17 protein-coding genes and 1 riboswitch are annotated in these 18,846 nt (G+C 50.1%); of the genes, 13 read left to right on the top strand and 4 right to left on the bottom strand.

Annotated elements, in window-relative coordinates:
* Nucleotides 1-93 precede the first annotated feature (93 nt).
* Both AAGR08_RS22265 and AAGR08_RS22260 read left to right on the top strand, forming a co-directional pair.
* Complete coding sequence (locus AAGR08_RS22265) at nt 94-1,131, top strand: AI-2E family transporter (RefSeq protein WP_345830236.1); 1,038 nt, start codon at nt 94-96, stop codon at nt 1,129-1,131.
* A 158-nt stretch (nt 1,132-1,289) separates the two neighbouring features.
* On the top strand, nt 1,290-2,501 hold the full coding sequence (locus AAGR08_RS22260; RefSeq protein ID WP_345830234.1) for an MFS transporter: 1,212 nt from the start codon (nt 1,290-1,292) through the stop codon (nt 2,499-2,501).
* A 19-nt stretch (nt 2,502-2,520) separates the two neighbouring features.
* On the opposite strand, the gene AAGR08_RS22255 is transcribed toward AAGR08_RS22260, so the two are convergent.
* Entirely contained in the window at nt 2,521-4,023 is a 1,503-nt protein-coding gene (locus AAGR08_RS22255) for an MFS transporter (RefSeq protein ID WP_345830233.1), read from the bottom strand.
* A gap of 117 nt (nt 4,024-4,140) precedes the next feature.
* Here AAGR08_RS22255 and AAGR08_RS22250 point away from each other — a divergent pair, with 117 nt between their 5' ends.
* The 3 genes from AAGR08_RS22250 (at nt 4,141) to AAGR08_RS22240 (ending at nt 8,190) form a co-directional block, all read left to right on the top strand.
* Nucleotides 4,141-5,133, top strand: coding sequence for a helix-turn-helix domain-containing protein (locus AAGR08_RS22250; protein WP_345830827.1), 993 nt, complete (start codon nt 4,141-4,143; stop codon nt 5,131-5,133).
* Between the two features lie 143 nt (nt 5,134-5,276).
* Nucleotides 5,277-7,070, top strand: coding sequence for an AAA family ATPase (locus AAGR08_RS22245; RefSeq protein ID WP_345830231.1), 1,794 nt, complete (start codon nt 5,277-5,279; stop codon nt 7,068-7,070).
* A gap of 1 nt (nt 7,071) precedes the next feature.
* Nucleotides 7,072-8,190, top strand: coding sequence for a hypothetical protein (locus AAGR08_RS22240; protein ID WP_345830229.1), 1,119 nt, complete (start codon nt 7,072-7,074; stop codon nt 8,188-8,190).
* A 47-nt stretch (nt 8,191-8,237) separates the two neighbouring features.
* Here the strand turns inward: AAGR08_RS22240 and AAGR08_RS22235 are convergent, their stop codons facing one another.
* Nucleotides 8,238-8,504 carry a DksA/TraR family C4-type zinc finger protein gene (locus AAGR08_RS22235; RefSeq protein WP_097098273.1) on the bottom strand — a complete coding sequence of 89 codons (267 nt, stop codon included), beginning with the start codon at nt 8,502-8,504 and terminating at the stop codon, nt 8,238-8,240.
* Nucleotides 8,505-8,640: 136 nt separating this feature from the next.
* Nucleotides 8,641-8,767: riboswitch (TPP riboswitch) on the top strand.
* A gap of 99 nt (nt 8,768-8,866) precedes the next feature.
* Between AAGR08_RS22235 and AAGR08_RS22230 the strand changes: the two genes are divergently transcribed.
* The 8 genes from AAGR08_RS22230 (at nt 8,867) to AAGR08_RS22195 (ending at nt 15,983) form a co-directional block, all read left to right on the top strand.
* Nucleotides 8,867-9,949, top strand: a complete 1,083-nt coding sequence (locus AAGR08_RS22230) for a long-chain fatty acid--CoA ligase (protein ID WP_345830227.1) — start codon at nt 8,867-8,869, stop codon at nt 9,947-9,949.
* Nucleotides 9,946-11,394, top strand: a complete 1,449-nt coding sequence (locus tag AAGR08_RS22225) for an acyl-CoA reductase (RefSeq protein ID WP_345830226.1) — start codon at nt 9,946-9,948, stop codon at nt 11,392-11,394. The genes AAGR08_RS22230 and AAGR08_RS22225 overlap by 4 nt, the downstream gene beginning before the upstream one ends.
* A gap of 86 nt (nt 11,395-11,480) precedes the next feature.
* Nucleotides 11,481-12,248 carry a 3-oxoacyl-ACP reductase gene (locus tag AAGR08_RS22220; RefSeq protein WP_097098276.1) on the top strand — a complete coding sequence of 256 codons (768 nt, stop codon included), beginning with the start codon at nt 11,481-11,483 and terminating at the stop codon, nt 12,246-12,248.
* 335 nt (nt 12,249-12,583) lie between these two features.
* Nucleotides 12,584-13,282: a hypothetical protein gene (locus AAGR08_RS22215; protein WP_345830223.1), complete on the top strand. Its 699-nt coding sequence runs from the start codon at nt 12,584-12,586 to the stop codon at nt 13,280-13,282.
* Complete coding sequence (locus AAGR08_RS22210) at nt 13,279-13,470, top strand: hypothetical protein (protein ID WP_345830221.1); 192 nt, start codon at nt 13,279-13,281, stop codon at nt 13,468-13,470. Before AAGR08_RS22215 ends, AAGR08_RS22210 begins: the two co-directional genes overlap by 4 nt.
* 10 nt (nt 13,471-13,480) lie before the next feature.
* On the top strand, nt 13,481-13,960 hold the full coding sequence (gene tssD / locus AAGR08_RS22205; RefSeq protein WP_345830219.1) for a type VI secretion system tube protein TssD: 480 nt from the start codon (nt 13,481-13,483) through the stop codon (nt 13,958-13,960).
* 255 nt (nt 13,961-14,215) lie between these two features.
* A complete protein-coding gene (locus AAGR08_RS22200; protein WP_345830217.1) occupies nt 14,216-15,214 on the top strand; it encodes a type IV toxin-antitoxin system AbiEi family antitoxin in 999 nt (332 codons plus the stop codon).
* Nucleotides 15,168-15,983, top strand: a complete 816-nt coding sequence (locus tag AAGR08_RS22195) for a nucleotidyl transferase AbiEii/AbiGii toxin family protein (protein ID WP_345830215.1) — start codon at nt 15,168-15,170, stop codon at nt 15,981-15,983. Before AAGR08_RS22200 ends, AAGR08_RS22195 begins: the two co-directional genes overlap by 47 nt.
* A 402-nt stretch (nt 15,984-16,385) precedes the next feature.
* Here AAGR08_RS22195 and malG read toward each other — a convergent pair whose 3' ends face one another.
* Nucleotides 16,386-17,276, bottom strand: coding sequence for a maltose ABC transporter permease MalG (gene malG, locus AAGR08_RS22190; protein ID WP_097098281.1), 891 nt, complete (start codon nt 17,274-17,276; stop codon nt 16,386-16,388).
* A gap of 9 nt (nt 17,277-17,285) precedes the next feature.
* Entirely contained in the window at nt 17,286-18,806 is a 1,521-nt protein-coding gene (gene malF / locus AAGR08_RS22185) for a maltose ABC transporter permease MalF (protein WP_345830214.1), read from the bottom strand.
* Nucleotides 18,807-18,846 lie beyond the last annotated feature (40 nt).

The raw sequence follows: 18,846 nt of genomic DNA, 5'->3' as shown, positions 1-18,846 counted from the left end.
GGAATATCATCGTTCTCCAGGACGTGTTAAAGAGGGTTCGGCGGATAGATTTTTCTCTATAATATCCGTGGTATTCGCTAAAGGATCTTCAAGATGGGACTGAATGGATTTTCTTTATGGCCGATGTTTTTGCGCGTGCTATTCATTCTTGCCACGCTGACCATTATTCTCACCGGCATTTATCTCGCCTCCCCGCTAATTAGTCAGGTGTTACTCTCTCTTTTCCTGGCGATCATGCTTGATCCCCTCATTAATCAGCTCGAGCGAAAGCGCGTGCCACGCGTGGTCTCATCACTGCTGGTGATTGTTTTACTGCTGCTGGTGATTGTCTTGACCATCATCAAACTCACTGTTTTAACGCCCGATCTTATACAGCTGAGCCGCCAGGCGCCGCAGCTACTGGCCGATCGCTTCGAACCCATTACCCAGGCTTTTGGCCATTTGGGTATTGTCCTGACGCCCAACGATATGCTGGCCTTTATTGATGCCGGTGAAGTGGTGCGTTTTGTTACCGGGTTTCTCACGCAAATACCCAGCATCCTTTCCTGGTGGCTGATGGTATTTCTGATGCTGTTTTTTATGCTCTACGAAATGAAGAACGTAAAACTCGCGCTACATAAACGCGCCGCGGATAAATATCAGCCCTATTACATTGCGCTTGAACAGGGCATTCAAAGCGTGATCGTTTATGCGCAGGTCAAAACCCTCACCAGTATTCTCGGTGGCATTGTTGTCTGGGCTGGCGCGCACTTTCTCGGACTTAAATTCGCTTTCTTCTGGGGCGTACTGATGTTTGTGTTTAACTATATTCCGGTGCTGGGATCGTTTATGGCAGCGATCCCACCAGTTCTGCAAAGTTATATGCTGTTTGATATTCAAACCGCGGTGATAGTGGCGCTGTTCTTTATCGCCCTGAATTTACTACTCAGTTCAGTCATTGAGCCGTTGTTATTAGGCAAGCGTTTGAATATGGCGCTAACTACGCAACTACTGGCATTCCTTATCTGGCAATCGCTGCTCGGCATCATTGGCGCGATTTTGGCCATTCCGCTAACTTTTATGCTGAAAAAAATGTGGCTGGCGAGTTACGCTCAGCAACAGGTGAGTGAAGCCCGCAATAATGCAGAATAAAACCCTGAAGCTGTAGGCAGTTTGCACATTATTGTTGAATGCTAAAAAATTATTGATTACTTTAGCAGAGCCCTAACAAGGTCGTAAGCGTTTACGTTAGCCAACGCACATCCTCCTACTCCGAAATGGAGTATTTCTGGTGTGCAGGTAACGATTACATGTCTAAAATTTCTCTTCCGCTGATTTCATTTCCCCACCCACAAATTGCTGGCTTCATTCTCTTCTTTATTGCGGGCTTCGCTGACGGTCTTATGGTGCCTTTCTTTCCACTTTGGGCTCAGCACTCGGCGGCGATTCCCATTGGTCTAATCGGTTTTTTGTTTGGCTGCTATGCCGGCGGTGAACTGATCGCCGCTCCGTTTATTGGCGGCATTGCCGACCGCATTGGTCGTAGGCCGGTGCTAATTGGGTCGGCCAGCGGCATCGGCCTTGGTTTCATCGCCCTCTTTTTCACCCATGGCGTGGTAGAAACCGCCTGCGTGTTGGTTATCATCGGGATTTTTGAATCCGTACTTCATCCGACGATATACACGCTGATCGCTGATGTAACCCCAGAGGCTGAGCATCGCAACCAATTCAGTAAAGCTCGCGTTTTCGCCTGCGCGGGGGGGATCGCGGGGCCGCTGCTGGGAGCGCTAATCGTGCAAAGCAACCTGGGTTACGTGTTTTTGGCCAGTGGCATTTCTATGCTTTGCGGTGGCGTGATGCTGGTTATTCTCTTGCCCGAAACCCGGCAGCAACTCGCAGACGAAGACGCTGAAGACGAGGAGGGCTTCAGTGCGTTAATGCCCGCTTTTCGCGATCGCCGACTTGCCGCATTATTGATTTGGGCGCTGCTGCTGGGTGTTGCTGGCAGCTGGGTCGAAGCCGTCATGCCGCTTTATGCCCATAATCAACTGGGGATCAGCAGCACCAATGTCGGGTTTCTCTTCACTTTGGGCGCGGTGCTTAACACACTTGGGCAGTTAACATTGACCAGAATGCTGGCTCTGCGTTCGCCGATGTTCATCATTCTCAGTGCTGGCGCGACGTTGATACTGGCTTTTGCCGGGCTTTTGATTTTCTCTCATCTCTTCTCTCTGATCGTGGCCGTCTGTTTCTACTCCCTTTCCCAAATGATGGTCGGACCGTTGATGCCCGCAGCAGTCAATCAACTGGCTCCGGTCCGGCTGCGGGCAACCTATATGGCCGCTCTATCCGTGGTCAGCGATCTGCGTGACTCTGTGGGGCCGGCGACGGGCACGGCGCTGTTTGCTGTGACGTTTACCCTGCCGTGGATGATCGGCATTCCAATCGTTGCAATGGCGGCATTAGGCCTGGGCATCTCTTTGTCATCGAATAATCGTTCCTCCTCACAGACGCCTGAATAGGAAGATTTCGGGCTATGTTCTAGCGGGTGCGCTTAACAGTGCACCCGACAAAGCCCTTATCGGCGATGGTACGCGTGCGCTTCGATTTGCCGTTGAATAACCAATAACTCGCCAGCGCCAGGCCGCACACGCCGGTCGCGCCATACGTCAGCACCGCTGAAAATCCCTTAGTAAGCACCTGCTGCGCCACGTCATGAGCAAGCGCAACCTCGCCACCGCTGGCAATCTGTTCTGCCAGCGCGTGCGCATCGTTGAGGGTTGGTATGATGCGTTTCAAACTTGCCGCCACGCTGGCTACCAGCAAACTCCCCATCAAGGCGATATTGATTGCCAGCGTAATCAGCCGCGCGCTGATATCAATTCCTGATGCCATGCCCGCTCGGTTACCGGGCACTGAACCGGTGGTGGTGTTTGTCACCGGTGTATTGGTGAGCCCCAACGCCATGCCTGCCAGCAGCGCGCCGGGTAATAAACTGGTGTGATATTCAGCGGCGAATTTCATCAATATGAAGCCCACGCCGATGCTCAACAAACCCAGCGGAATCAAGCGCGCCGCGCCAAAACGGACCACCAGTTTTTCACCAATCGGCGGCATCAGCAGCGTAGGCAAGGTATAGGCCAGCAGCGCCAGCCCGGTTGCCATACTGCTGTAGCCCAGACCGCTCTGATAATAAACCGGCAGATAAATCATTAGCGGCCAGAAGCTAAAGTTCATGCCAATCGAGCCCATCAGCGCGCCAGAGAATGGGCGAATGCGAAACACGGTGAAATCAAACATCGGGTGAGGATGGCGCGTTTCAATCCACACAAACAGCAGCGCGCTGACCGCGGTGACCAGCATACAGAGCTGCACGATTGCGCTGCCCCAACCCAGGGAACGCCCTTGGGTGATAAGGTAGGTGATGCCCACTACGCTGAGAGATAGCGTCACCAGCCCAGCAAAATCGAGTTTTTTGGCTTCGCTATCTCGTGACTCCACCACGTTTTTCATCGCCAGAATCAGGGTGAGTAACGCGATAAAACCGTGTACCAAAAATACCCATTGCCAGCTGAACCAGGCCACCAGCATGCCGCCAATGATCGGCCCAAACCCCAGACCAAAGCCAAACGTCATCCCCCATGCCGCAAACGCGCGGCTGCGTGATTTTCCCTGTGGGAACTGGGATGAAAGGATGGCAATCAGGCACGTCAGCATGGCACCACCGCTTAAGCCTTGCAGCGCGCGTCCAATAATCAGCCAGCGCGCACTGTCGACCACGCCACACATCAGTGAGGTGAGGCCAAACGCCAAGATACTGATGAGAAAAACACGCTTGCGTCCATAGGTGTCCGCCAGCGTGCCGGTGGCCATGAGCACTGCGGTGCAGGCGAGCGTATAGGCGTTCATGATCCACTGCAACTCGCGGAAACTGGCGTGCATTTCGCGCTCAAGCACCGGCAAAATTACCGGCACGCTGGATATTTCCAGACCAGACATTAAAGCGGCGAGACAAACCGCCATCAGCGCTAACATGTTCTTCATACGCAATCCCTGTAAAACGGTAAGTGAGTGCCAGCATGAAACAGTGACGTGATGATGGAAATTGCGCGCGATGCCATATATCGTCAAGATCATGCCAATATTGCGGATAGACCTTATATGCACATCACCTCAGCGCGCCGCGCCGATTCTCCTGCACCCATCAATCGCCGCCTGGTGCTTCTTGCGTATGAATGCCTTTGTACCTTTGAATTCGGTACGGCCGTTGAGGCTTTCGGTCGGGTAGACGAGGTTTTTGGCGCACCGTTATATGATTTGAGCGTAGCCTCAGTGGAAGAGGGCACCTTTGGCGCGCAGGGGGGAATTCGCCTCGTGGTGGATGGCGGACTTGAACTGCTGGAAGCCGCGGGCACCATTGTTATTCCTGGTTGGCGCAGCGTGCATGAGCCTGCATCGCCCCGGCTGATTGCGGCGTTACAGCAAGCGCACAGCAAGGGGACGCGCATTGTTTCCATCTGTGCCGGAAGTTTTGTATTGGGAGCGGCCGGATTACTGGATGGAAAGCGTGCCACGGCCCACTGGAATAGCACCGATATTTTGGCGCAAAGGTTCCCGGCGGTTCACGTTGAGCATGGCATGATTTATGTCGATGAGGGCAACATCATCACTTCAGCGGGCGGTGCGGCGGGTGTCGATTTATGTCTGCACCTGATTCGAAGGGATTATGGTATTGAAGTCTCCAATCGTACCGCCCGCAGAATGGTGACGCCGCCGCTGCGTGAAGGCAATCAGGCGCAGTTGCTTCAGCAACCGGTGCCGCAGCGTCAGGCAAAAACGCTCTCTCCGCTGCTGGATGATTTACGCGGCAATCTGAATACGCCGCTGGTTATTGAGCAGCTGGCCAGGCAAGCCGGTATGAGTCGACGCACGTTTTTGCGTCGCTTTCATGATGCCACCGGTACCACACCCGGCGAGTGGATGTTGAGCGTTCGTCTGGAGAAAGCCTGCGCGCTGCTTGAGAGCGGCATGCTGAGTATTGAGCGGGTAGCCGAGCAGGCCGGTTTTGGATCGCCCGAAACGTTGCGCCATCACTTTCGGCAGCGGCTTAACACCTCGCCGACTAAGTGGCGCAAGGCGTTTGGTGCGCGTTAACGAATTAAATGATATTGATCGTCTTAATCAAAGAAGTTTTTTAAAAACGTGACCTGCTTATTGAACTTATTATTGTCGTCAGAAAGACTTATCTTGGTCAAACAATACCACTTTCGAGCTTACAAGCGTAAAAGGACGTTTAAATGGAATTATTGTTTATCTATGTAAAAACAGTCAGAGGTCAAAGTTACGACCTGGAGTTTGCATTTAATGGATCTTATAAGGTCGCATACAATAAAAAAGATAAAAAAATAGATATTGGCCCTAATGATAATAGTGCCTCAGGTTTGTTTGATAAACATATAACCAATATTAACGCAGTGGTAGGGAGGAATGGTGTAGGTAAAAGCACACTTTTGTCACTTTTAGGTCTGCAAAAAATAGACCGTAGGTTTGAGCTTTCTCCCGCTGAATGGTTTGCAGTTTACCATCTTGAAGATGATCTCTTTGCGGTTGAGGGATACAACTCTGAATTGCTACTTTGCAGTCCCATCCAGGTCGAAAAGGATTTTATTTTCTATTTTAACGAAAAAAACCCTGGTGCCATATATCAGTGGGATCTCAATGCTGAGAAGATAAATTCCTTCAAAAATCAATCTGTTGTCTTGCATTTTGCAGAAATGAAAAAAAGGAAGCCTAATTTCCAGGATGATGCCAATATCTCATTTAAAAGAGATTATTTATTAACCGAAAATCAATGGGTGTATAAATACCTTCTTGAAGAATACGCCGAGTTAGATGAGAGAGTTAAACATGATCATGTGAAACTTTTTGTCCCTTCACATTTTTCATCTTCCGAAATTAGTGATTTAGATAATATTCTTCTTTACGAGGAGTTGGATGGATTTTATACAAAGGAAAGGATTTACACAAGAGGTGTTAAAAATTTCGATAAAATAAAAAATGGCAAACACTTGTTTATATTGCATATGCTCGAAATGCTGATTAACGAACATATGTTATTAAGCTCGAAAGACCCTTTTCCTGACAGCATTGATCAATCAATAGATAAAAAAATTGCTGCTAAATTTATGGTTTATAATAATAAGTTGTATAGTGGTAAGCTTGATGATTATCCTGGAATAAAGTACTTTCTATTAAATAGACTTTATGAGTTTGTGAACATCGCCGACGATGTTCATGGGATTCCTACTGAAATGGACTGGCTCGCTATTGTCAATCTTCTGGAAGAATTCCCGGAGAACTATTTCACTTATAATAATAACGAGTGCTGCTTAACCATAACATTAGGTCAGTATGATAGCAGGGTTTTTGATTTGCTAACGTTACGCAGTAAAGGCTGTATAGTTAATCCTTTCAAAATTAAGTTCCCGGAAAAAAGTGATGGAGAGTTTTCAATTATCAGGATTATGTCTTCGATATACAGCAAAATAGAAACTAACCTTGAGTATGGTAGAATAAAATTCCTCATATTAATTGATGAAATAGATCGGCATTTACACCCCGAATGGAACAGAACGTTTCTTAGTCGACTGCTTTCGGTATTACATAAGTATAAAGATACGGCAGAATTTCAAATAATAATGACAACGCATTCACCGTATCTTATTAGCGATTTGCCGAAAGAGAACATCCTGAGAATCTCTCGAGTGAGTGATAGCCTGTCCGTTTCTCACTCTAACTTTGGTTTCGGCAGTAACATCTATGACATCATTAATGATAGCTTTTTTTTAGATTCGCCCATTGGAGAATTTGCTAATACGAAAATAGCAGGGTTAATTGCTTTCATTAGGGGTGAGAACACCGCGGAATATACTGTAAGTAGTGCCAGGAATGTAATTGACTTAATCGGTGATCCATTAATAAAAAACAGACTTTTACAAATGTTTCATTCTAGATTTGGCGAAAATGAAAGCACTTTAGCCGAGATTGAAAAACTTGAAAAACGTATTGCACAATTAAAAAAGGAGCTTTGAAATGATCAATCTCGCTAGTACGCCATTTGATGATGAAAGTTTCGTTAAGAATTACATCGATCTCATTTCAAAAAAAATGACCTTACCTGCCAGCAAGCGGTTAACCATTAAACATAAATTAATTACTCTGCCAAATAATGTGTCGCTAGACAATGATTTTATCGAAGTTATCCTGACTAACCCTTTTGACAACAATAATCTTAAAGGGTTGAAAGGAGAATTATTTATCTCCGGGTATTTATTGTTGAAAGATTTTTTAATCAAAGGGAAAGCGTATTTTGATTATGTTAAACGCCACTCTCTTGTGAATGTAAAGAATCATGAAATGAAGGGCATTTACCGTGACCTCAGAGATAACAGTATTACTCCGCTGATTGGGCTGGTAAACGCAAATCTTATCGACAATGCCAAAAAAAGCAATGAAAAGTACTGGGCGTTTTATGATCTGATTCTTAAAGAATTAAAATTAATTAACGTTAATTTCAAGGAGGTATTTGATTATTCTTTTATTGATAAAGAAACGAGGTATAATATTATTCAAAAAATAAATGTCCCAATCTGTCCTTATTGTAATAGGCAGTACATCGAGACTTACAAAAAAGACAAACAAGGCGAAGCCATCGCGCAATTGGATCATTTTTATAATAAATCAGTATTTTCTTTATTCTCCTTGACGTTAGCTAATTTCATTCCTTCTTGTGCATACTGCAATACGATCTTGAAAAGAGATTTTCTTTTTCCCTATAAGTATCCTTACGTTGATGAAAGTAATGATGATGTCATCTTCCTCATCAACACAGAGAGTGTTAAAACTGTTTATCATCCAAGTGACATATCTATTTCATTAAATAAAGCCAATTCTTATTATCACCAACTTTCATTCTTCAATGCGGCCGAAATATATGAAAACCATAAGCAGGATGTTGCTAACCTGCTCACGAAGTCAAACTTATACAATCAAAATTATAAGAAATCGTTGGAGGGGATTTTAAAGGAAACGATCACCGATAGTCAGTTGAGGGTAATGCTTTTTAACACCACCATTGAAGACGGTGTTATATCGGCCACGCCACTCGCAAAGTTAACAAAGGACATTTTATTTTCAAAGGACATATTTTAGCGCCACTGGCGGTATGTACTTTTCTTGTCGAGGAGATCATCTTTTGATTACCTTAGCTGGCTATCTTTACTGCCTCGACGGTTGTAACCGCCGATCGCCGCCTGTTTTTTATCAATGTTACTCTGACAATTTACACAGTAACGCACGCCCTTTAACGCCGCACGGCGCGCTTCCGGGATGGGAGCGCCGCACTCATCGCAAAACTCGGCACTTTCACCGTGTCCGAGATGACTGCGCGCCCGTGCCACTGCATCATCTACCGTGGCATCAATTTGTTTGTTTACTGCACCATCATCAGACCAACCGCCCGCCATATTTCACCTCTTACGCAAAGCCATAAACAAAGTATAAGGCAACATGCAATAAATGCCGGTCAGGCAAAGATGCCGTGCAACATCAGCCGTCTTTTTACTCCTATTGACACATCATCAGGCGCCATCCTAGACTGCGGCTTGTTCCAAGGGGTGCCCTGTTAGGGGGCTGAGATTCTACCGGCTGGTGTTTTTTACTGGCATCGTAGTGACCCTCCGAACCTGATCCGGCTAATACCGGCGTAGGGATGCGGAACCGCAGGGCTTGCACGCCCTGATTCCATCTTTGTGCTTTGTAGCGGACAGTTCGCGCTCTTCGGGTGATGCCGGGGAGTTTTAATGCAATCGCAAAGGTGGCTACGAACATGACCGAATCGGCAATAATCTCAACGTTGCTGGCTTTCCTCCAGCGCAGCGACAGCTCGGATGACGATTTCAACCAGCTGGCCCTCGAAATCTTCGCCTATCAATTCGCCCACAACCAACCCTATCGCCGCTTCGCCATCCAGCGCGGACGCACGCCGCTGACGGTGCAACACTGGCGCAATATTCCGGCGATTCCGATTACCGCTTTCAAAGACTTTACCCTGAGCTGTGGCCCCATCGAAGCGATGCAGACTGTTTTTATGACCAGCGGCACCACCGGTACAGTCAAAGGTCGCAGCTACCATCCAACGCTGGACGTTTGGCAATGTTCGATGATGCTGAATTTCCGCCAGCGCTTTATGGCAGGCGTCGATCGCATTCGTATGGGGATTCTGTTTCCGGATACCGTCGCGATGCCAAACTCCTCGCTGGCGACATACCTGGCGCTGGCGGTACAGGCCTTTGGTACACCCGCAAGTGAAGTGATGGTGGGTGAACACGGCCTCGACGTGGAACGCGTATTCGCCGCGCTTGAGCAGGCTGAAAACAGCGGTGAACCCTATGCGCTGCTGGGTGCCAGCTACAGCTTTGTACCGCTGCTGGACGAAATGCAGCGCCAGCAGCGTCGTTTCTCCCTTCCCGCCGGCAGCCGTATTCTTGACACCGGCGGATTTAAAGGCCAATCCCGCGAGGTTGCCGCAGAGGCATTTTACACATCGCTTGCCAATGCCTTTGGCATTCCACGCGCGCAGTGCATCAACATGTACGGCATGACGGAAATCAGCACGCAATTTTATGACGAGGGCAATGAAATCTGCCCGCCGGTCAAATCCGGCCCGCACTGGATCCGCACGCGTGTGGTGAACCCATTAACCGGCGACGACATGCCCGATGGCGAAGTTGGCGTGCTGGTACATCACGATCTGGCGCATTTCAATTCCGTTTCCGCTTTGCTGACGGAGGATGCGGGCGTCATCGTGCCTGGTGGTTTTCACCTGCTTGGACGGGTAACCGGCGCGGATGCAAAGGGATGCTCACTGACCATGGAAGATTTTCTGGCTGCCGCGCAGGTGAATCCGTGAAAGAAGTGGCGGGGCATCTGCCGGGCTTATGCGCCAGCGAAGTGCAATGGCACATGCTGCGATTTGGCCAGGGTAGTGAGATCGTGGAAGTGGATGTTCCGGCGCTGGACGAAGCGCAAATTATCGCGCTGACTGCCCGCGTACGCGCCAATGCGCGCGCCTATCTGCATCAGCTGAGCGTGGCGCAGATCATCACCATTATTGATGAAGCGGTGGCGCGACTGCTGGATCGCACGCATCCCTTGCGCATCAAGGCCGAAAAGCTGCTGCCGATCGTGACGGGCTATGACGCAGACATGGTGCGCCTTGGCCTCACCGGTTATCTCAAGACATTTCGCCAGCCGCAGCTTAAGCGCTTTCTGGCGGAGGACTTCGCCCATCCGCAGATGCTGGATGATTTTCAGCCACGGCCCAAAGGCGGTTTTGCCCGTGCGTTTGGCCCGGAACTCCTGCTGCATATCTGGGCTGGCAATGTGCCGGGCTTACCGCTGTGGAGCCTGATTTGTGGTTTGCTGGTGAAGGCCGGCACCATTGGCAAATTACCCGGCAATGAACCGCTGATGGCGAGCTGGTTTGCGCAGCTGCTGGCCGAAATCGATCCTCAACTTGGCGCGTGTCTGGCGGTGGTTTGGTGGCAGGGCGGCAGCGCGGAAACTGAGCCGACCTGGTTACGGCAAGCGGATGTGGTGCTGGCCTATGGTGGCAACAACACGCTCGCCGCCATTCAGCAGCGTTTGCCTGTCACCACGCGTTTCCTGTCGCACGGCCATAAAATCAGCGTTGGCCTGGTAGCCGCCTCGGCGCTCAATACCCGTCAGGGCGCAGAACTGGCACGACGCGTGGCTTATGACGTGATGCGTTACGACCAGGCCGGCTGCTACTCGCCGCAGATGCTGTTTGTCGAGCGCGGAGGAGCGGTGTCATCGGACGAATTCGCCGCCTATATCGCGCATGAACTTGCCGCGTTGGCACGTAAACATCCGCGCCGTCCACTGGCTATTGAAGAGATGAACAGCCTCGCGGCATGGCGTAATGGCGAAGAGATGCGTGCGCTGGCGGATGGCCGAACGCTTTACGGCCATCCCACCGACGGCTGGGCGGTGGTGAGCGTGGCACAAGCGGAAGCGCTGTTACCTTCCGCACTCGGACGCACGCTGAAAGTGGTCGCCGTTGATGCGCTGGAGGAGGCCATACAGGCGTTAGCGCAGCAGCGCCAGGTTCTCCAGACGGCAGGCGTGGCTGCAACGCCTGCCGAACTGTTTCGTCTTTCCGCTTTGCTGGGCCAGGCGGGTGTTACCCGCATTACGGCGTTCGGTGACATGACGTCGCCTGAAGCGGGCTGGCATCACGATGGCCGTTTTAGCCTGCTTGATCTGGTCACTATCACCGAGATCGAGCAGGGCGCAGAGGCGGCGGCTGAACGATTCGCGCCCTATGCAGACTGATATGCATTTTGCAGGGCGCGCATTCATACATACCCAGACACCTTTAAGATTTCGCTGCATCACATCCCATATTTCAGGAGCCTTTAATGAAATTCACTAACCGTACGGTGCTGGTTACCGGTGCAAGCCGGGGCATTGGCGCTGCCCTTGCCAAAGCCTTCGCCGCGGAAGGCGCTTTTGTGGTGGTCAATTATCTGCGCAATGCAGACGCTGCCGCTAGCGTGGTTGAGGCGTGCCGGTCGCTGGGCGGAGAGGCATTAGCCATCGCGGCAGATGTCACCTCTGAGCAGCAGGTCAACGCCATGATGGAGCAGATCGTCAGCGCCACCGGCTGCCTTGATGCCGTAATCAACAACGCCTTTGCTCCCTATGTGTTTGATACCGACCTTCGCCAGCGTTTCTGGGAAACGCCGTGGTCAGCCTATCAGGCACAGTTCGATGGCTCGGTCAAAGCCGCCTATAACCTGTGCCAGGCGGCGCTGCCGCTGATGCGCGCACGGGTGCGCGGCAGCATCGTCAATATCGTCAGTGATCTGGTGGCGCGTCCTTCCGTGCCTTATCACGATTACATCACTGCGAAAGCGGGGCTGATCGGTTTTAGCCGCACGCTGGCCACAGAACTCGGCCCGCTGGGGATTCGCGTCAACTGCGTGGCTCCGGGATTGGTTTATCCCACCGATGCCAGCCAGGCAACGCGCGAAGAGGTGCGCGATTTCCTCACCGCACAAACCCCGCTGCGCCGCATCGCACGACCGGAAGATATCACCGGACCGGTGCTGTTTCTGGCATCAGACTGGAGCGAATTTGTCACCGGGCAGACGTTGTATGTGGATGGTGGATTGGTGATGAGCTGATGCGTGCGCATAAACCTATCTGCACGCGTCGTAGCGGCGCAATTTATTGCGCAATATGTGGATAGGTGCGGTGCTGTCAGCAATACGCGCGATAATCGCGCCGCAACTAATTGTGCTAATCAACGATGAGTTAGCGCATTAAATAATAGATAATACGCTAACTGATCCACCTCAGAAATTTCCTTAGTTGAAAGAGTAAATCGCATTGCTAAGGGCGGTTTTCAGCGATGTTATTTTTATGAATACGGATCACAACTGGCTAAAATTTAGCTTCATTGAATTTTATCATTCCCCTATAGTTTTTGTGGTTAACGGAATTAACGATAGGGATATTTATGTACCACAGTGATGCGGTGATACGGCAGCTTCAGGCACAAAGGATTCTGGCAGAAAAACTCGACAATGCGGTTGCAGGCGTTATTGATGCCGTTTCGGATCAAGTCAGTAAGATCAATAAAGGGGCGACCCGGCTTTCATTTTATGCATCGTGTTTTACTGATGAATATTATGATGTTTGTAAAAAACAGGCGATCGAAGATAATCGATTCCTGATGGGAATGGTTCAGTTAGTAAAAGATCGACGCATTGTTTTCGAACTTCTAAAAATCTACATTGAATATCAGCTTGAGAACCGTTCTACACGGCAGATTGCAGAAATCAAAAGCCAGCTAATGCGGTTAAATATTCACATTGCGGCAAGCACGCTGACATCAAACGCCTTTGTGGTCGGGGCAACCATGGCAGTTATTGCGGGAATGAATATCAGGTTTTCAGTTGCCAAAAGTATTGGGGGGCATTTGGGAGACGCAGTGGGGGTGCTGTCAATATACGGTATCGTCCAGAATGCGGCAGAAAGCGCCAAACGGTTGCAGGTCATGCATCCGGCTTATTATCAGGCGCTATACATACGCAGGCTTGAAATGATGTATTTTCTCATTGAGGATGAATTTATCCGGGCAGGTGCGATCACGAATAAAAGACTTTCAGAATATGAACTCGCTCAGGTGCTCGCGAAACTGATGGGAAGAGCATGAAACGTTTCTTAAAGCAATGGCTGAGTTCGCAATCCAAAATGCTGCTGCGTATCTACGTGCCGGTTATTATTACTGTGCTGTACGGTATGTTCAAATTTTACCTATTCCCCGACAGCGGCATGCTGAGCGTGGCGATCGTTTATCTGTGTGCGTATATTTTTGTCGTTTATAAATGTCGAAAACTTTAAAGGATTAAATATGTCAACTCCAGCACATCTCTGGTTAGAAGATGAAAGTGGTTCTCCGATTGTGGGTTCGTGCATGATGCCGACAAGACTCGGTTCGATAGAGCTCAATTCGGTCATGCACAATATTACGATTCCGGTGGATTCGCATACGGGAAGGCTGACAGCCACACGGATTCATGCACCGATATCCATTCAAAAGGAGTTCGATAGAACAACGCCGGTGCTGTTGCGTGCATTATGTCAGGCCAGAACGCTGAAATCTGCCACCATCAAGATGTACCGAATTAACGAAGCGGGCATTGAAGTTGAATATTTTAATATTTTCCTGGATAACGTCAAAATCTCCAGCATCTCTCCGGCCCTGCTGCCAAACGGCCAGACCAGCACGCATCTGGAAAATATTGAGCTACGATATGAAACGATCACATGGAAATATGTCGACGGCAACATTGTGTTCAAGGATGGATGGAATGAGAGAATGATCGCTTAATTTCGTTTGATGCTGTGCTTCTAAAGCCCAGGAAGCTGGTTGCAGCGCCTTACGTAGTTCTATGTGCTAACGGCGGCGGGTTTCGCATGAAAGATCAGAAGATTAGTGATTGGGCATGTGGTGGTGGCGCCGCCCTATGTGGTGCGCACCCTCAGCGTCAGTGGTGTGGGTGGTAAAGGGGACGTTGTATTTTTTCATCTTTGTTCATATAATTATTTTGTTCATGAATCATGAACGAAACGAAAGCGTGAACAAATGAAGATGGAACAACTGATTTTTGATGCAACCCGCTGCCTGCCGACCGGAATTCGTCTGGAGTACGACCTCGCTCCACACGTCTTGTCTTCAGTTGGCTCGGCCACACTCTTTGCTCCGCATGATGAAAGTATAAACTTCACCCTTGAGGTTAAGCATATCCATCGTATGGATACGCTTAAGCGGGTGCAGGCTCATATCGAAAGCTTGCAGCGAGAACGTCCAGTACTGCTTATCTGCAATCAGCTCACTCAGTCACTTGCTGCGTACTGTATGCAAAATGACATTAATTTCATCGACACCGCCGGCAATGCAAGCATTCAGTTACCAGGATTTTTTATGCTGATTGAAGGCAAACAGGAAAAAAAATCCGTTACCTCAGGCGGAAGATTCCCTGTAGGAGTCATGAAACTGCTGTTTATCTTGCTGTCAGACCCCAGCGTTATCGACCAACCCTACCGTGCACTGGCTGAAATGGCGGGCATCTCTTTGGGTATGGTAAGCAAAGCCTTCGAATATCTTGAGCATCAACGTTATTTTCGCAAGACCAAAAATGGCAGGCGGCTCATCGGCGTAGATGAGCTCTGTGCAATGTGGATAGATGACTATCCTCGCTCGTTAAAGCCCAAACTTGATCAGCTGAAGCTGGCTATGCCGGAGAAACCAGAACACCTTGCTTTGACTGACGATGAAATTGCAGGAGGGGAGTTGGCTGCCGCAAACCTCAGCAACGGCTATTTGGTCCCCGCCTCAGCCATTGTTTACACCCCACATCCGTTGCTGCAGCGTCGAAAAGAACTCGCGCTAAAACCATCTAGTGAAGGGGATTTTCAGCTTATTGCCGGTTTCTGGGGAAATTATCATCTGACTTCACGCGCGCGAGCGATGTTATGCCTGGCTGATCTGCTGGATAGCGGTGATGACAGGAGGAGGGAAGTCGCGAGGATCATAAATGAAAAATATCTTAACCTTAATGAAGCCACTCTTTTCAGTTACTGAAGCATTGCTGCGTAGTATTAATAAAATCTGTGCTGAGCAAAGTGTTGCCTATTTCATTGCGGGTGCCACTGCGCGAGAAATCCTCATCCATAACGTATATGGAAGAAGCATTGGCCGTCGAACACGAGATGTCGATTTTGCCGTATTTGTGGCGGGCTGGGATAGATTTGACGCATTGAAGCAGGCTTTCAACGACGCCGGTGCACAATCGATTAACGGGAATGCCCACCGCATGGTTATGAATGGTATCGAGCTAGATATTATTCCATTTGGTGGTATTTCAGAGGCCAATCAAATTGCCTGGCCACCCGACCGTACGATAATTATGTCTGTCGATGGCTTTGAAGAAGCCTTCGGTGAATCGATATTGGTGGAGCTATCTGATGGAGAGCTTATTCCATTCTGCTCGTTACCCGGCCTTGCTTTGCTCAAGCTGTTTGCGTGGCGCGATCGCGGTGCTGAAAATGGTAAAGACGCAGCGGATCTGTACAAAATCCTCAGCGAATATGGCCTGATAGAAGATGATCGTATTTATGAACTTCCGGTCAGAGGTGAGGAACTGGAGTGGGATGTTATCCGCATGGGAGCGTATTTACTTGGTGCAGATATCGCAGCGATCAGTAGTGCTGAATCACAGTCAGAACTGCAAAGACTGGATAAAGAAAAAATAATCGATGCAATAGTGCGTCAGTCAAATAGCGAATCAGCAGGGAATATTGAGCAAATACTCGATGATTTCTGGGCGGGCGCTGTGATGAAAATAAGTTAATTTTACAATTTATTTTATAGATGATGATTGTGTTAATTTAATCATCGAACAATGATTAAGTTTGGACCAGGTCAAGTCATATGTAATTAAAGCATCCTTTACTAAGTCCTTAAGTTATTAAAGACAGTTTTAATAAGGTGAGGTGTAACTAAAAAACACTTTAACAGCAACTGTGCTAAGTAATAGAAGTTTTAATGAAGCGTGAGTCAGGAAAGTTATTCGTTACTCGAAGCTACGAAGAGCCGGTTAATGCGTTTGTACCAGCGCCACTACCACCTACATCTATGAACGTTATGTAGCTATTTTGCGTAACGATCGATACACCCCAAGAAAAAAAGCGGCCCTAAGGCCGCCAAAAACCTCAACTGCAGTGAACGTTGAGGAAGGAGGATAATAATCGGATTAGCCTTTCACGCCACCGGCCGTCAGGCCGCTGACCAGCCAGCGTTGTGCCAGTAAGAACACCAGCGTAATCGGAATCGCAGACAACACCGCCGCCGCGGCAAAGTCGCCCCACAGATAGTTTTGCGGGTTGAGATATTGCTGCATGCCGACTGCCAGCGTGTAGCTGTTCACATCGCGCAGCAGCAGCGATGCAACCGGCACTTCCGTTACAGCGGCGATAAACGCCAGAATAAACACTACCGCCAGAATCGGTACCGACAGCGGTAGCAGCACCAGCCGGAATGCCTGCCACGGCGTGGCACCATCCAGCGCGGCGGCTTCTTCCAGCGAACCATCGATGGTTTCGAAATAGCCTTTAATAGTCCAGACATGCAGGGCAATGCCGCCAAGGTAGGCAAAGATCACGCCGCCATGGGTGTTGAGGCCGATAAACGGCAGATATTGTCCCAGGCGATCAAACAGCGCATAGAGCGCCACCAGCGACAGTACGGCGGGGAACATCTGGAAAATCAGCATGCCTTTTAACAAGGTGGCTCGCCCGGCAAAGCGCATGCGCGCAAATGCGTAGGCGCAGGTGGTGGAGAGCGCCACAATGCCAATGGCGCTGATGGCGGCGATCTTCACCGAGTTCCACAGCCACAGCAGCACCGGGAACGGCGGTGGCGTCACGCGGCCGTCGGCGTGCTCCACGCTGAAGCCTAGCGCTAGCTGCCAGTGTTCCCAGGAAATCTGATCCGGAATCAGCGAGCCGGTAGCGAAGTTACCGGCGCGCAGTGAGATGGCGAAGACCATCAGCAGCGGAAACAGAATTCCCGCAATAAACATCAGCAGCAGCAGATGCGTCATCAACAGACGCAGCTTTTGCGACTTGGGTTGTACCATAGCCATAACGCCTCCTTAATCGAATTTCATCCGCACGGCTTTCAGATTGATCACCGCCAGCGCGCCCACCAGCAGGAAGATCAGCGTGGCAATCGCTGCCGCCAGGCCAAAGTCCTGCCCGCCGCCGCCTTCAAACGCGATACGCCAGGTGTAATTCACCAGTAAATCGGTATAGCCGGCCGGCGTGGTGGTGCCGATACGATCTGGCCCGCCGTTGGTCAGCAGCTGCACCAGCACAAAGTTATTAAAGTTAAAGGCAAAACTGGCGATCATCAGCGGCATCAGCGGCTTCAATAGCAGCGGCAGGGTAATCAGGAAGAAATTCTGCATCGGCCCGGCGCCGTCCATTGCCGACGCTTCATAGAGATCGTCCGGAATCGCTTTCAGCAATCCCATACACAGAATCATCATGTAGGGATAACCGAGCCAGGTGTTCACAATCACCAGCATGGTGCGCGCCAGCGTCGGATCGCTGAACCAGGCGGGCTGAAAACCAAACAGCGCCTTTAGCATCACGTTGATTTCACCGAAGCTCTGGTTGAACAGCCCTTTAAAGATCAGGATCGAGATAAACGCCGGCACGGCATACGGCAAAATCAACATCACGCGATACACCGCCTTGCCTTTCAGCGCTTCCCACTGCACCAAACAGGCTAATACCATACCGACCGCCACGGTCAGGATCACGGTGATGAATGAGAACAGCAGCGTCCAGCCAAAAATGGCCAGAAACGGCTTCTGAATCCCTTCATCAGTAAACACACGGATGAAGTTTTTCCAGCCGCTGTTCACCGTGAAGCCCGGACTGAGCGCTTCGCCGCTGGCGTTCTGATAGAAGCCGGTGTCACGATTGGCCTGATACAGCGCGCCGCTTTGTTGATTCTTCAGATCCCCGTTCGGCTGCAACGCATAGAGCGGCCGCGTGCCGGAGAACTGGCGCAGCGAGCTCATCACCACGCGACGACCATCCGGCAGTTCAGCCTGAATCTGGTTCAGCGCCTGGCGATTGCTGGTGACGATGCGCAGCGTGGCACGTTCACCGGCAGGCGGCGGGGCGCTGGTGAGTTTCAGCTGTTGCGCGCCGCCAAAGGCAAATGCGGGGGAAACGAAGGTTTGCCCGTTGGAGGCTTCCGTCAGCACCAACTGCCAACGATCGCCCGCCGGAAACAGCGAGAAATTGAGCGCCGAGCCATCCTGATACTGTCGGCTCAGCAACACCTGTTGCGCCCGCTCCAGCGTCAGCTGGTTGGTGCTGCTGTAGTTAGTGAAAGCAATCGCAACGGTGCAGGCGAGGGGAAACAGCACGAACAGCGCCATGCCCGCCAGCCCGGGATAGACATAGCGCCAGGCGTAAGTGCGACGATTTGCATAAATCCAGATGCCGACGGCGCTGATAATCAGCGTCACCAGCGCAAACAGATATTCACCTTTTGCATACATCAGCACGAGCAGATAGCCGACCAGCAGACAGCAGATACCGAGAAAAAGAGCCTTCAGCACGGCGCCGTAGCGTGCTGTTTTCGGTTTTCCTGACATGATGCGGTTTTCCTTAACAGCCAGTAATGAGCCGGAGCGA

The sequence above is a fragment of the Pantoea sp. BRR-3P genome, assembly GCF_039621635.1.
GTDB classification, from domain to species: Bacteria; Pseudomonadota; Gammaproteobacteria; order Enterobacterales; family Enterobacteriaceae; genus Pantoea; species Pantoea floridensis.
The sequence above is the reverse complement of the archived record's forward strand: the minus strand, read 5'-3'. Positions and strand labels throughout refer to the sequence as shown.